Raw genomic sequence first — 15,148 nt, 5'->3', positions numbered from 1 at the left:
CGTTTGGCCCTGTTTCGCGGTGCGAACAGGGCCAAACGTCCGCTCACAACAGAACGGGCGCGACCGTTGCTGCAAGGTTGCAGCAACGGTACAGTCGCGCTCGGGTCGCGGCCTCGCGCGCCCGGACGACGAAGGAGTCCTCCCATGCATCGTGCTGGACCAGCGCCTGCCTCCAGACGGCCCGCGACCCGCACCGCGGCGTCGCTGACCGCCCTCGCACTGACCGTCCCCGCGCTGTCCGCGGGCCTCGCCGGGCTGGCTCTCTCGACGGCCCCGGCGGCCGGCGCCGCGGACCGCACGGCGACCCTGGTCGGGAGCCTGCAGACCGAGCTGGGCTGCGCCCAGGACTGGGACCCCACGTGCGCCGCGTCGGCGCTGGCTCCCGTCGGCGACGGCACGTTCAGCGCCGACGTCGACCTGCCGGCGGGCACGTACGAGTACAAGGTCGCGCTCGACGGGGCGTGGGACGAGTCGTACGGCCGCGAGGGCACGGACGAGAACGCCCCGCTGGTGCTGGCCGGCGACGCGCGCGTGCGCGTCACGTACGACGACGCGACCCACCGCGTCGCCCTGACCCCGCTGGACCTGGCGGGCGGGTACGACGACGCCACTGACGCCGACCTGGTGGTGCCGCCGGTGCGGCAGGCGGGCTCGGACGAGCGGTTCTACTTCGTCATGACCGACCGGTTCGCCAACGGCGACACCGGCAACGACACGGGCGGGCTCGACGGCGACCGGCTCGCGACGGGCTTCGACCCGACGGACAAGGGCTTCTACCAGGGCGGCGACATCGCCGGGCTCCGCGACAGGCTGGACTACATCGAGGGCCTGGGCACCACGGCGATCTGGCTCACGCCGTCGTTCCTCAACCGGCCGGTGCAGGGCACGGGCGCCGACGCGAGCGCGGGCTACCACGGCTACTGGGTCACCGACTTCACCCGGATCGACCCGCACCTGGGCACCAACGACGAGCTGCGCGCGCTGATCGACGAGGCCCACGCCAAAGGCATCAAGGTCTACTTCGACATCATCACCAACCACACGGCGGACGTCGTCGACTACGCCGAGGGCGAGTACGGCTATGTCGACCAGGCCACCTCGCCGTACACGGACGCCGCAGGGAACGCCTTCGACCCGGCCGACGTCGCGGGCAGCGACGACTTCCCGGAGCTGGACGCCGCGACGTCGTTCCCGTACACGCCGGTGATCGCGCCGCAGGACGGGGACGTCAAGGTTCCCGCCTGGCTCAACGACCCGACGCTCTACCACAACCGTGGCAACTCGACGTGGACGGGGGAGTCGGTGACGTACGGCGACTTCGACGGCCTGGACGACCTCATGACGGAGGACCCGCGCGTCGTGCAGGGCTTCGTCGACGTGTACGACGACTGGATCGACCTCGGCATCGACGGCTTCCGCATCGACACGGTCAAGCACGTGAACAAGGAGTTCTGGGAGGCGTGGTCGGCGCAGGTCATGGACCACGCCCGCGCGCAGGGCAAGGACGACTTCTTCATGTTCGGCGAGGTGTACGACGCCGACTCCGCGAAGACGTCGCCGTACGTGCGCGACACGGACATGAGCTCGGTGCTCGACTTCTCCTTCCAGGCGGCGGCGACCAGCTACGCGAGCGGCAACAGCGCCCGCGGCCTGGCGAGCCTGTACGCGAGCGACGACCGGTACACGACGCCGACGAAGTCCGCGTCGGCGCTGCCGACGTTCCTCGGCAACCACGACATGGGCCGGGTCGGGTACATGCTCGCCGGCACGGACGAGCCGCTGGCCCGCGACGAGCTGGCGCACGACCTCATGTACCTCACGCGCGGCCAGCCGGTGGTCTACTACGGCGACGAGCAGGGCTTCGCCGGCACGGGCGGCGACAAGGACGCGCGGCAGACGCTGTTCGCCACCCAGGTGGACGGGTACGCCGACCAGCCGCTGGTCACGGGCGAGCAGGCGGGCAGCGTCGACCGGTACGCCACCGACGCCCCGCTGTACGAGCACATCGCCGAGCTGGCGGCGCTGCGCGAGGCGCACCCGGCGCTCGCCACCGGCGCGCAGATCGAGCGGTACGCGGAGAACGGCGCGGGCGTCTACGCCTTCAGCCGGGTGGACCGCGACGAGAAGGTCGAGCACCTGGTGGCGGTGAACAACGCGGCGCAGGCCAAGGACGCCACGTTCGCCACGCTCACCCCGGGCGCCACCTACGAGGTGCTTTACGGGGCGCTCGGCGGCGACCGGGCTACCGTCACCGCCGACGACGCCGGCGAGGTCACCCTGACCGTGCCCGCGACGTCCGCCGTCGTGCTGCGCGCGGACCGCGCCGTGGGCGCGGGCTCGGACGGCACCCTCGAGGTCGCGGTCCCCGCGGCGGGTGCCGCCGTGACGGGCACCGCCGCCGTGGCGGCCGACGTCGACGACGACGCGTGGGCGGAGACGTCCTTCGCGTGGCGCGCCGTCGGCAGCGACGAGTGGCACGCCCTCGGCACCGCCGAGGACACCACGCCCCGCGTGTTCCACGACACCGAGGGCCTCGCCGAGGGCACGCTGGTGGAGTACCGCGCCGTGACGCAGGACGCGGACGGCGACCGCACCGCCGCCTCGACGTTCGCCTCCGTGGGCGTGGACGTCTCCGGCACCGCCGGGGACGCGGAGCCCGAGCCCGACGTCGACATGGTCACCGTGGCCGGCAGCCACAACAGCGAGATGGGCTGCGCCGGCGACTGGACCCCCGACTGCGAGGCTGCGCGCCTGACGAAGCGTCCCGACGGCGTGTGGGCCGGCACGTTCGACCTGCCCGCCGGCGACTACGAGTACAAGGTCGCCGTCAACGGCTCGTGGGCCGTCAACTACGGCGTCGGGGGAGTGCGCGACGGCGGCAACGCCACCTACTCCCACGACGGCGGCAAGGTCACCTTCTACTGGGACCCGGTGAGCCACGACTTCTCGTCCACCGCCCAGGGCCCGGTGGTCACGCTGGCCGGGTCGTTCCAGGACCAGGTCGGCTGTGTGAGCAGTTCCGGAGAACCCGTGTCCTGGGCGCCCGACTGCCTCGCGTCGTGGCTCAAGGACCCGGACGGCGACGGCACGTACACGTGGTCCACGGACCGCCTGGCTGCCGGTGCCTACGAGGCGAAGGTGGCGCACGGGCTGAGCTGGGCCGAGAACTACGGCGTGGGCGGCAAGCCCGACGGCGCCAACTACTCCTTCAGCGTGGGGGACGGCGAGACGGTGACCTTCACCTACGACCTCGCCACCCACGTGCTGGAGATCGGCGTCGAGAACCCGCCGCTGCCCGGCGCCGGCCAGCAGGCCGCGCACTGGGTGCGCCAGGGCCTCGTGCTCGCGCCTGGGGATCTCGGGAAGGGCGACGACTGGACCCTGTGGACCGCGCCGGAGGGCGGCCTCGCCGTCGTCGACGGCCAGGTCCGCGGGCCGGACGGTGGCGACCTCCCCGACGGGGCCGCCTCCTACGACCTGACCGCGGCCGGGGACGTGCCCGACGACGTCGCGCGCGACTTCCCGGCGCTCGCGGGTCACACCGCGCTCGCCCCGGTGGGCGACGACGGTGCGCCGCTGGGCCGCGCCGCCGCCGAGGAGCTGCTCACGGGCCAGCTGCTGGTCACGCGGGCCTCGGGCGACGGGCTCACCGCGGCCACCGGGGTGCAGGTGCCGGGCGTGCTGGACGACCTGTACAGCGAGGCGGCATCGAAGCGTACGTTCGGCGCCCAGGCGCACCCCAGCGGCAGGTGGGCGTCGTTCGCGCTCTGGGCGCCCACGGCGAAGGACGTCGACGTGCTGGTCTGGCCCGCCGGCCGCGACCTGGACGCCGACCCCGAGCGGTTCGACGCGGTCCGCGAGCGGGACGGGTCGTGGACGCTCGACGGGAAGAAGGCGGCGAAGCGGCTCGCCTGGGGCGGCGCGCGGTACCGGTATGCCGTGCAGGTCTACGTGCCGAGCACCGGGAAGGTCGAGACGAACGTCGTGACGGACCCGTACTCCGTCGGCCTCACGCTCGACTCGACGCACTCGGTGGTCGTCGACCTCGACGACAAGGCGTGGCAGCCGAAGGTCTGGCGCACCACCCCGCAGCCGGTGGTGGAGCGGGCCGTGGACCAGACGATCTACGAGCTGCACGTGCGCGACTTCTCGATCTCGGACGAGACGGTGCCGGCGAAGCAGCGTGGCACGTACCTCGCCTTCGGTGAGAAGCGCTCGGACGGCATGACCCACCTGCGTGAGCTGGCGGACGCCGGCATGACGACGGTGCACCTGCTGCCCACGTTCGACATCGCCACGATCCCCGAGGACCGCGCGGACCAGCGGACCACCGGCGACCTGTCCGGCTTCGCGCCCGACGGCGAGGAGCAGCAGGCGGCGGTGGCGGAGGTCGCGGCGGGCGACGGCTTCAACTGGGGCTACGACCCGCTGCACTACACGGTGCCCGAGGGCTCGTACGCCACGGACGCGGAGGGCGGCGCCCGCGTGGCGGAGTTCCGCACCATGGTGGGCTCGCTGCACGACGCGGGCCTGCAGGTGGTGCTCGACCAGGTGTTCAACCACACGGCGGCGAGCGGGCAGGACGCGAAGAGCGTGCTGGACCGGGTCGTGCCGGGCTACTACCAGCGGCTGAACCCCACCACGGGGGCGGTCGAGACCAGCACGTGCTGCCAGAACGTGGCGACGGAGCACGCGATGGCCGAGAAGCTGATGGTCGACTCGGTGGTCACGTGGGCCCGCGACTACAAGGTGGACGGGTTCCGCTTCGACCTCATGGGCCACCACTCGCGGGAGAACATGCTCGCCGTGCGGAAGGGGCTCGACGCCCTGACGGTGCGCAAGGACGGCGTCGACGGCTCCGCGGTCTACCTGTACGGCGAGGGGTGGAACTTCGGGGAGGTGGCGGACGACGCCCTGTTCACGCAGGCCACGCAGGGGCAGCTCGGCGGCACCGGGATCGGGACGTTCAGCGACCGGCTGCGCGACGCGGTGCACGGCGGCTCGCCGGTGGACGGCGGGTCGCGGTTCGCGCAGGGCTTCGGCACGGGGCTGTTCACCGACCCGAACGGCCGCGAGGCCAGCGCGGGCGACGGCGGCAGCGTCAACGACGGCTCCGACGACGAGCGCGCCGACCTCGGCCACCAGGCGGACCTGGTGCGCCTGGGCCTGGCGGGCAACCTGCGGGACTTCGCGTTCCGGGCGTCGGACGACGGCGCCGGCGAGACCACGCGGGGCGATGACCTCGACTACCGGGGCGCCCCCGCGGGGTACGCGGACTCGCCGGAGGAGGTGGTCACGTACGTCGACGCGCACGACAACGAGACCCTCTTCGACCTGCTGACCCTCAAGCTGCCGCGGGAGACGACGATGCGCGACCGCGTGCGGATGAACACGGTCTCGCTGGCGACGACGGCGCTGGCCCAGACACCGTCGTTCTGGCACGCGGGCACGGACCTGCTGCGCTCGAAGTCGCTGGACCGCAACTCGTACGACTCGGGCGACTGGTTCAACGCCATCGACTGGTCGGGGCAGGACAACGGCTTCGGCCGCGGTCTGCCGCCGGCGGCGGACAACTCCGATGCGTGGCCGGTGATGGCGCCGCTCCTCGCAGACCCGGGGCTCAAGCCGGCGCCGTCGGACATCGCGACGGCCTCGACGGCGTCGCGCGAGCTGCTCGAGCTGCGCTCGTCGACCCGGCTGTTCCGCCTCGGGAGCGCCGCGGCGATCGAGCAGAAGGTGTCGTTCCCGGGCTCGGGCCCGGACGCGACGCCGGGCGTGGTCGCCATGGCCGTGGACGACACGGTGGGCCGCGACGTCGACCGCCGGCTGGACGGGCTGCTCACGGTCTTCAACGCCTCGCCCGAGGCCGTGACGCTCGACCTGTCGGAGCTCGCGGGGCGCGACTTCCGGCTCTCGGCCGTGCAGCGCTCGGGCGCCGACCCGGTCGTGAAGCGGACCCGCTGGGACGCCCGGACCGGCACCGTCACCGTGCCCGCGCGGACCGTCGCGGTGCTGGAGGACCCGCAGCGCTGACGTCGGAGGGTCTCCGGCCCCGCCTCCCTCGCGGAGGCGGGGCCGGACGTCGTTCCTGCAGGTACATTGCCTTCAGAGGGTGAAGAAAAGCGGGTGCCGGCCGGACCGGCGCGCGGGGGCGCCGTCGCCCAGCCCTAGACTTCGGGTCGTGAGAGGACGGGTGCCGATGGCGGGATCGCAGTCCTCGTTGCGCGAGGCCAACCGCGCCCGGGTCGTCGAGGCGGTCAAGCGGCACGGCGGGCTGACGCAGGTCGAGCTCGCGGGGGCCACGGGCCTGTCGCAGGCGTCGATCTCCACGATCGTCAAGGAGCTCGTCGCCGCCGAGCTGTTCGACGTCCGCAACACCGTCCGTTCGGGCCGGCGCGCCCAGCTCGTCACGCTGGCGCACCAGACCGGCCTCGTCTCCGGCGTCGTCGTCGGCCGGCGGCAGCTGCGGGTCGCCGTCGCCGACGTCTCGCACGAGGTGCTCGCCGAGCAGGTGATGCCCCTCGCCGACGCGCATCGCGCGGACACCAGCCTGGACCGGGTCGCGCTGCTGATCGTCGAGCTCCTGGACCGCCTCGGCACCGCGATGGACGAGCTCCAGGGCATCGGGGTGGCGCTGCCCGCGCCGGTCGACGCCGCCACGGGGCAGGTCTCGGTACGCGGCGTGCTGCGGGGCTGGGACAACGTCCCGGTCGCGCAGGTGCTCACGAAACGGCTGGCCAGGCCCGTGTTCGTGGACAACGACGCGAACCTCGGCGCCCTCGCGGAGAGCACGCTCGGCGCGGCCCGCGAGGCCCGCGACGCGATCTACGTGCGCGTCGGGCACGGCGTCGGCGCGGGGATCGTGCTCGGCGGCCGGGTGCACCGCGGAGTCGCCGGGACCGCGGGGGAGATCGGGCACGTCCAGGTGGACCCGGCCGGCCGGATCTGCAGCTGCGGCAGCCGCGGGTGCCTCAACACCGTGGTCGGCGAGGAGGCCCTGCTGGAGGCCCTGCGCACCAGCCACGGCTCGCTCACCCTGCGCGACGTCGTGCGGCTCGCGAACGACGACGACCCGGGGTGCCGCTCGCTCGTGCGCGACGCCGGCGCCACCGTCGGCCGGGTCGTCGCGAACGTCGCGACCGCGTTCAACCCGGAACGGATCGTGGTGGGCGGCGAGCTCGCGGAGACGGGCGACGTGTTCCTCGAGCCGTTCCGCGAGATGATCCAGCGCCAGTCGGTGCTGCAGCAGGCGGAGCCGCCGGTGGACGTCGTCGCCTCCGACCTCGGCGCCCGCGCGGAGCTGGAGGGGGCGTTGTCCCTGGTCCTGCAGCACATCGACGTCTTCGAGACCCGGGAGGGCGTGGCCCTCCCCCCGCAGCCCCAGGAGGAACTGCTGTGAGCGCCCGTTCGCCCGTCCTCGCGCTCCGGAAGGTGAGCAAGTACTTCGGCGCCGTCGAGGCGCTGGTCGACGTGGACCTGACCCTGCACGCGCACGAGGTGGTCGCCCTCGTCGGCGACAACGGGGCGGGGAAGTCCACCCTCGCCAAGGTGGTCGCGGGCGTGCTCTCCCCGGACTCCGGCCAGGTCGAGATCGACGGTGAGCAGGTGGCGATCCCGTCGCCTGCCGCCGCCAACAGGCTCGGCATCGCCAGCGTGTTCCAGGAGCCCGCGCTCCTGGAGAACCTCGACGTCACCGCCAACGTGTTCCTGGGCCAGGAGATGGCCCGCAAGGGCGTCCTCCGCGAGGACGAGATGGTGGAGCGGACCCGCGAGCTGCTGCGGAACCTCACCGTGCGCATCCCGGCCGTGGACACGCCGCTGCGGCACCTCTCGGCGGGTCAGCGGCAGGCCGTGGCGATCGCCCGCACGCTGGTCGGGTCGCCCCGGGTCGTCGTCCTCGACGAGCCCACCGCGGCGCTGTCCGTGGCGCAGACGGCCGAGGTGCTGACCTACATCGAAGGCCTGCGTGACCTGGGGCTCGGCGTCATCCTCATCAGCCACAACCTCAACGACGTGCGCGCCGTCGCGGACCGGGTCGAGGTGCTGCGGCTGGGCCGGAACAACGGCTCCTTCCCCGCGACGACCAGCCACGAGCAGCTGATCGCGGCGATCACGGGCGCCGTCTGAGCCGTTACCGGGTTGCAACCTGATCCTTGTCTTCATTAGTTGACGACAAGATCGGTCGCGGTCTAGCGTCTCCGGTGCCCGAACGGAGTGGTCGGGTACCAGAGCGGCCATCGAGGGCCCGCTCGTGCTTCGAAGGAGACGCGATGCCCGATCGCCACGCACTGCTCGAGATGCGGTCGATCACCAAGGAGTTCCCCGGCGTCCGCGCGCTGGACGAGGTCTCGCTCGCGGTCAAGGCGGGGGAGATCCACGCCATCTGCGGCGAGAACGGCGCGGGCAAGTCGACGCTCATGAAGGTCCTGTCGGGCGTCTACCCGCACGGCACCTACGACGGCGAGATCTGGTACCAGGGCGCCGAGGTCGCGTTCAAGGACATCCGCTCCAGCGAGCAGGCCGGCATCGTGATCATCCACCAGGAGCTCGCGCTGATCCCGGAGCTCTCGGTCACGGAGAACATCTTCCTCGGCAACGAGGTCCGTGGGCGGCTCGGGATCGACTGGGACCAGGCGCGGCGCCAGGCCACCGAGCTGCTCGCGCGGGTCGGCCTGCGGACGTCGCCGGACACCCTGATCAAGAACATCGGTGTCGGCCAGCAGCAGCTGGTCGAGATCGCCCGGGCCCTGGCCAAGGACGTCAAGCTCCTCATCCTCGACGAGCCGACCGCGGCCCTGAACGAGGACGACTCCGAGCACCTGCTCGACCTGCTGCGCGGCCTGCGCTCCAAGGGCCTGACCAGCATCATGATCTCCCACAAGCTCAACGAGATCGAGGAGATCGCCGACTCGATCACGATCATCCGCGACGGCCGGTCGGTCGAGACGCTCGACGTCGGCGCGGGCGAGATCAACGAGGACCGCATCATCCGCGGGATGGTCGGCCGGTCCCTCGAGTCCCGCTTCCCCGACCACACGCCGAAGGTCGGCGAGACGTTCTTCGAGGTCGAGGGCTGGACCGTGGAGCACCCCGAGGTGCCCGGCCGGCTCGTCTGCAAGGACTCGGCGTTCTCGGTCCGGCGCGGCGAGATCGTCGGCTTCGCGGGGATCATGGGCGCCGGCCGCACCGAGCTGGCGCGCTCCATCTTCGGCCGCAGCTACGGCCGGTTCTTGGGCGGCACGATCCGGATGGACGGCAAGGAGATCTCCGTCCCCGACGTCCTGTCCGCGATCCGCCACCGCATCGCCTACGTCTCCGAGGACCGCAAGACCCTCGGCCTCAACCTCCTCGACTCCATCAAGGAGACCGTCGTCGCGGCGAACCTGCCGCGCGTCTCCACCGGCGTCGTGATCGACGACGACAAGGCGTTCCTCGCGGCCGAGGAATACCGCAAGTCGTTGTCCATCAAGGCGCCCGACGTGCGCCGCGGCGTGTCCACGCTCTCGGGCGGCAACCAGCAGAAGGTGCTGCTCGCCAAGTGGATGTTCACGGAGCCCGAGCTCCTCATCCTCGACGAGCCCACCCGCGGCATCGACGTCGGCGCCAAGTACGAGATCTACGGCCTCATCCAGCGCCTGGCCGACGAGGGCAAGGGCGTGGTCGTCATCTCGTCCGAGCTCCCCGAGCTGCTCGGCCTGTGCGACCGGATCTACACGGTCTTCGAAGGCCGCGTGACGGGCGAGGTGTCCCGCGCGGACGCCACCCAGGAAGAGCTCATGCGACTCATGACCGGCGCCCCCGCGACCGCGGCCCGCTGAGCACCCCCCGACCCCTCCTCCAGGAAGTGAAGGAACCCACGACGATGTCGTCACTCAAGCAGCTGTTCGGCGGAGGCCTCCGGCAGTACGGCATGGTGATCGCGCTGCTGGCGCTCATCGTGTTCTTCCAGATCGCCACCGGCGGCAAGGTCCTCACGCCGTCGAACGCGCAGAACATCATCATCGGCAACTCGTACATCCTGATCCTCGCGATCGGGATGGTGCTCGTGATCATCGCGGGGCACATCGACCTGTCGGTCGGCTCGGTGGCCGCGGTCACGGGCATCATCGTGGCGATCGCGCTGCGCGACTGGGGCATCCCGTGGTGGGTGGGCATCCTCCTCGGGCTCGCCGTGGGGGCGGTGATCGGCGCCTGGCAAGGGTTCTGGGTGGCGTATGTCGGCATCCCCGGCTTCATCACCACCCTCGCCGGCATGATGCTGTTCCGCGGTCTCAACCAGTACATCGGCCAGTCGAACACCGTCCCGGTCCCGACCGAGCTCCAGCAGCTCGGCGCCGGCTACCTGCCCGAGTGGGGCCCGAACACCGGCCTCAACAACTCGACCCTGCTGCTCGGCGTCCTCGCGATCGTCGCCGTGGTCTGGTCCGAGCTGCGCCGCCGGGCGCGCGCCACGCGCCTCGGCATCGAGCCGGTGCCCGTGACGGTCTCCGTCGTGCGCCTCGTCGTCGTCGCCGCCGTGATCGCGTACGTGACCTTCCTGTTCGGCTCGGGCCGCTACGGCACCTCGTTCCCGATCCCCGGGATCGTGCTCGCCGTCCTGGTCATCCTCTACAACTTCATCGCGTCGCGGACCGTCGGCGGTCGCCACGTCTACGCCGTCGGCGGCAACCGTGCCGCGGCCGCGCTGTCGGGCGTGAACATCCGCCGCACCAACTTCTTCGTGATGATGAACATGTCCATCCTCGCGGCCCTCGCGGGCATGGTCTTCGTGGGGCGGGCCACCGCGTCCGGCCCCTCGGACGGCAACATGTGGGAGCTTGACGCCATCGCCGCCGTCTTCATCGGTGGTGCGGCGGTCTCCGGCGGTGTCGGCACCGTCGTCGGCTCCGTCATCGGTGGTCTGGTCATGGCCGTCCTCAACAACGGCCTGCAGCTCATGGGCGTCGGCTCGGACATGACCCAGATCATCAAGGGCCTCGTGCTCCTCGTCGCCGTCGCGTTCGACGTGCACAGCAAGGTCAACGGCCGCGCCTCCATCATCGGGCTCTTGTTCCCGGGCCGCCGGGACAAGGGCGCCGGCACGCCGCCCGACGCGTCGCAGGCCGGCGCGCCGGTCGCCGAAGGCGCGACGTCGCAGCCCTGACCACCCACGACGCGGCCGCCGGGGCCGGACAGGCCCCGGCGGTCACACCCCGCACCACCCCCGCACCACCCCGATCCACCCCAGGACAGCTCCGTCCAGACCGGCTCCCGACGATGGGCGCCTGCACAGAAAGTTGGACAGCATGAAGATCAAGCTCACTTCGGCGATCGTCGCCTTCGCTGCCGTGGGAGCGCTCACGCTCTCCGGCTGCGGCTCCTCGGACCGCGGCGGGGACACCGCCGGTGGCGGCGAGAGCGCGGCCGCCGGCTTCGAGGAGGGCGCGACCATCGGCGTCGCCCTCCCGCAGAAGACCTCGGAGAACTGGGTCCTCGCCGAGAACCTGTTCAACGACGGCCTGACCGAGGCCGGCTACAAGCCGATCGTGCAGTTCGCGAACGGCGGCGTCTCGGAGCAGCAGAACCAGATCCAGGCCATGATCGAGCAGGGCGCCAAGGTCATCGTCGTCGGCGCCATCGACGGCTCGCAGCTCGGCTCGCAGCTCAAGGCCGCGCACGACCAGGGCGTCAAGGTCATCGCCTACGACCGCCTGCTGCAGAACACCGACGCCGTCGACGTCTACGAGGCGTTCGACAACTTCCACGTCGGCGAGCTCCAGGGCCAGTCGCTGCTCGAGGGCCTCAAGGACCGCAAGGGTGAGGGCCCGTACAACGTCGAGCTCATCTCCGGCTCGCCGGACGACGCCAACTCGAAGCCCTTCTTCGAGGGCGCGATGAGCGTGCTGAAGCCGAAGATCGACGACGGCACCCTCGTGGTGAAGTCGGGCCAGACCTCGCAGCAGCAGACGGCGACCCAGGGCTGGAAGGCGGAGAACGCCCAGAACCGCATGGACACGATCCTGTCGGGCAGCTACAAGGACGAGGACATCGACGGCATCCTGTCGCCGAACGACACGCTGGCGCGTGCGGCGCTGACGTCGGCCAAGCAGGCCGGCAAGGACGTCCCGGTCGTCACCGGCCAGGACTCCGAGGTCGAGTCGGTGAAGTCGATCATGGCGGGCGTGCAGTACTCCACCATCTACAAGGACACCCGCAAGCTCGTCGCCGCGACGATCGACGCCGTCGACTCGTACCAGGCCGGCGAGGACGCCGAGGTCAACGACACCGAGTCCTACGACAACGGCGTCAAGGTGGTCCCGGCCAACCTGCTCGAGCCGGTCATCGTGACCAAGGACAACGCGGAGGAGACCTACGCGGGCGACCCGACCCTCGAGGACGTCTTCAAGTAAGCACTCTCGCCGGACCGCACGGTCCGACGACGGCGGCGGGCCGCGCTCCCCTCGGGGGGCGCGGCCCGTCGTCGTGCATGGGACGACGTCGCACCGAGATGAGAAGGCTTGGGCATTCCGTGGTGCGAACGATGTGTTGCCGACCCTGACCATGGGCACTACGGTCTCGCCGGGGTCCTTGAGCATGGCACCAGTGTGGTGTGAACGAAGGGGTCCTCAACATGACGACAACACGAGGAAGTGGTGGCGAGTGGTGCGTAAGACATGGTGGCGACGCCTGCTGGTGGGAGGCAGTGCGCTGGTGGCGCTTCTCCTGGTCATGCCGACGACTGCGGCGTCCGCGCAGGATTACCGGTTCGTGGTCTCGGTCGTCAACAAGAGCGTGACTCGGGAGGTGACGAGCTACGGGCAGGTCCTGGCCACCTGCGGTACTCCTAGCCGCGCCGTGACCTGCAAGATCAACAAGACGAGGTCGGCAACCCGCACCATCGGAGTCTCCTCGGGGGTGTCGACGACGTTCGTCGCGGGCAAGCTGGGGATCAGCAGCTCCAAGACGGTCTCGATCGCCATCAGCTGCTCGCGGAAGACGACGGCGAAGTACCCGTACCTGAAGGCCTACGTGGTGAACGACGTGTGGTCGTACACCGTGCGCACGAAGAAGTACGACGCGGTGGGACGACTCGTCAAGACGGAGAACTCGAAGCAGCGCGCCTACAACCCGGTGGGTGTGCACTGCGGCCTCTCGACGCTGGGGGGCTGACCCGTGACCATCTCTCGTCTCGGTGCACGTAGCTTCCTGGCGGTGCTGACGGTGTGCGCGTTCCTCCTGAGCGGCGTCGTCGCTGCACAACCCGCCTCGGCCTGGACTTCCTACAGCGTGAAGGTCACGGGACGCTCGACCGGCATCGTGAACATGAACAACATGCTCGCCATGTGCTCGGGCACTCCCGGCACGAGGTGCTCGATCGAGAAGAGCGTGAGCGCGACCCGGACGATCGGGTTGAGCCTCGGCGCGTCGCGGTCCTTCGTGGCCGGCGAGCTGAACGTCTCCAAGGCGAGCACTCGCACGGTCTCGGTGAGCTGTTCGGCCAAGCTCACGTCGACCCGCAGGACGCTTCGGGCTTACCCCATCGGCACCCAGGTCTTCTACAAGATCACCAAGAACGTCAACGGAAAGAAGACGACGTCCGGAACCCTGGCGGCGTTCGTACCGAGCGGGTCGTCGACGTTCTGCACGCTCGTTCGCGGGTAGTTCCTCAGCGGAAGACCACCGTGCGGTGGCCGTCGAGCAGCACGCGGTGCTCGGCGTGCCACCGCACGGCGCGGGCGAGGGTGCGACGCTCGACGTCCTCGCCGAGCGAGACGAGGTCGGCGACGGCGCGCGAGTGGTCCACGCGCTCGACGTCCTGCTCGATGATCGGGCCCTCGTCGAGGTCGCCCGTCACGTAGTGCGACGTCGCGCCGATGAGCTTCACGCCGCGGTCGTGGGCCTGGGCGTAGGGGCGAGCGCCCTTGAAGCTCGGCAGGAACGAGTGGTGGATGTTGATGACCTTGCCTTGCAGGTCCCGGCACAGCTCGTCCGACAGGATCTGCATGTAGCGCGCGAGGACGACCAGCTCGACGTCGAGCTCGGCGACCAGCTCACGCAGCCGCCCCTCGGCCTGCGCCTTGGTGTCCTTCGTGACCGGCACGTGGTGGAACGGCTTGCCGTAGAAGGCGGCCATGTCGGCGAGGTCCGGGTGGTTGCCGACCACGCCCACGACGTCGACCGGCATGTCCTGGTAGCGCTCGCGGTAGAGCAGGTCGACCAGGCAGTGCGGCGCCTTGCTGACCAGCACCAGCGTGCGCAGGCGGCGCCCGACGGCGTCCAGCTCCCACGTCATGCCGAAGCGCTCCGCGACGGGCGCGAGCGCCGCGGCGAGGGCGTCGCGCCCGGCGTCCGCCGCCACCTGCACGCGCATGAAGAACAGCCCCGACGCGGGGTCACCGAACTGCTGCGACTCGGTGATGTTCCCGCCGTGCTCGGCCAGCACGCCCGCCACCGCGTGGACGATGCCCGGGCGGTCGGGGCAGGAGAGCGTCAGAACCCATTCGGTGGTCACCGGACCATTGTGGCCGACGGCTCCCGACGCGCGACGACACGTCCGCCGTCCGTCTGCGACGATGGCCCCATGAGCGAGGCACCAGGCACCGACGCCCAGGAAGTCGAGCGCGAGGAGGCGGCGGACGCGCTGCGGATCGCGCTCGTCGACGACGCCCACGCGGGCGAGCTGCTGACCCTGCGGCGGGCGGCGTTCGTCAGCGAGGCGCAGCTGTACGACGACCCGCACATCCCCCCGCTGACGCAGACGCTGCACGAGCTGCGCGACGACATGGCGCGCGACGACGTCGTGACCGTCGGCGCGTGGGAGGGCCACCGCCTGGTGGGCTCGCTGCGCCTGGAGATCGAGGGCGCGCGCGCCACGCTCGGTCGCCTGGCCGTGGCGCCGGACCAGCAGGCCAAGGGCATCGGCACGTCGCTGATGTTCGCGATCCTGCAGTTCCTGCCGTCCGAGGTGACCGAGGTCTGGGCCTTCACCGGCAAGGACTCGAAGAAGAACCTCGCCATGTACACCAAGCACGGCTACGAGGAGCAGTACGACCGCGCGGCCGGCAAGCTCACGCTCACCTACCTGCGCCGGGTGCTCGACGAGGTCGACGCGAGGAACGCGGCCGAGGAGCGATGACCGACGGCGCCGGACGGGCCGCGCGACCTCGGT

10 protein-coding genes are annotated in these 15,148 nt (G+C 71.1%); 9 read left to right on the top strand and 1 reads right to left on the bottom strand.

Annotation, left to right across the window (positions count from 1 at the left end; genetic code table 11):
- The first annotated feature begins 144 nt into the window (after positions 1-144).
- From pulA to ACFWDO_RS19370, 8 genes are all read left to right on the top strand, one after another.
- A complete protein-coding gene (pulA, locus tag ACFWDO_RS19405; protein WP_380326285.1) occupies positions 145-6,033 on the top strand; it encodes a pullulanase-type alpha-1,6-glucosidase in 5,889 nt (1,962 codons plus the stop codon).
- A 166-nt stretch (positions 6,034-6,199) separates the two neighbouring features.
- Positions 6,200-7,399 (top strand): ROK family transcriptional regulator, encoded by a 1,200-nt coding sequence (locus ACFWDO_RS19400; protein WP_380326138.1) that lies wholly within the window; start codon positions 6,200-6,202, stop codon positions 7,397-7,399.
- On the top strand, positions 7,396-8,127 hold the full coding sequence (locus tag ACFWDO_RS19395; protein ID WP_380326141.1) for an ATP-binding cassette domain-containing protein: 732 nt from the start codon (positions 7,396-7,398) through the stop codon (positions 8,125-8,127). Before ACFWDO_RS19400 ends, ACFWDO_RS19395 begins: the two co-directional genes overlap by 4 nt.
- Positions 8,128-8,270: 143 nt before the next feature.
- Entirely contained in the window at positions 8,271-9,818 is a 1,548-nt protein-coding gene (gene mmsA / locus ACFWDO_RS19390) for a multiple monosaccharide ABC transporter ATP-binding protein (RefSeq protein ID WP_380326144.1), read from the top strand.
- A 44-nt stretch (positions 9,819-9,862) separates the two neighbouring features.
- Positions 9,863-11,143 (top strand): multiple monosaccharide ABC transporter permease, encoded by a 1,281-nt coding sequence (gene mmsB, locus ACFWDO_RS19385; RefSeq protein WP_380326147.1) that lies wholly within the window; start codon positions 9,863-9,865, stop codon positions 11,141-11,143.
- A gap of 142 nt (positions 11,144-11,285) precedes the next feature.
- Positions 11,286-12,389: a substrate-binding domain-containing protein gene (locus ACFWDO_RS19380; RefSeq protein WP_380326152.1), complete on the top strand. Its 1,104-nt coding sequence runs from the start codon at positions 11,286-11,288 to the stop codon at positions 12,387-12,389.
- Between the two features lie 301 nt (positions 12,390-12,690).
- A complete protein-coding gene (locus tag ACFWDO_RS19375) occupies positions 12,691-13,149 on the top strand; it encodes a hypothetical protein (protein WP_380327077.1) in 459 nt (152 codons plus the stop codon).
- 3 nt (positions 13,150-13,152) lie between these two features.
- A complete protein-coding gene (locus ACFWDO_RS19370) occupies positions 13,153-13,641 on the top strand; it encodes a hypothetical protein (protein ID WP_380327080.1) in 489 nt (162 codons plus the stop codon).
- Between the two features lie 4 nt (positions 13,642-13,645).
- Here ACFWDO_RS19370 and purU read toward each other — a convergent pair whose 3' ends face one another.
- Positions 13,646-14,491 (bottom strand): formyltetrahydrofolate deformylase, encoded by an 846-nt coding sequence (purU, locus tag ACFWDO_RS19365; RefSeq protein ID WP_380327083.1) that lies wholly within the window; start codon positions 14,489-14,491, stop codon positions 13,646-13,648.
- A gap of 69 nt (positions 14,492-14,560) precedes the next feature.
- Between purU and ACFWDO_RS19360 the strand changes: the two genes are divergently transcribed.
- The gene (locus tag ACFWDO_RS19360) at positions 14,561-15,115 is read left to right on the top strand and encodes a GNAT family N-acetyltransferase (RefSeq protein WP_380327086.1); all 555 of its coding nucleotides are present in this window, start codon (positions 14,561-14,563) and stop codon (positions 15,113-15,115) included.
- The last annotated feature ends 33 nt before the right edge of the window (positions 15,116-15,148 follow it).

The organism is Isoptericola sp. NPDC060185 (genome assembly GCF_042728595.1).
GTDB lineage: Bacteria > Actinomycetota > Actinomycetes > Actinomycetales > Cellulomonadaceae > Isoptericola.
The sequence above is the reverse complement of the archived record's forward strand: the minus strand, read 5'-3'. Positions and strand labels throughout refer to the sequence as shown.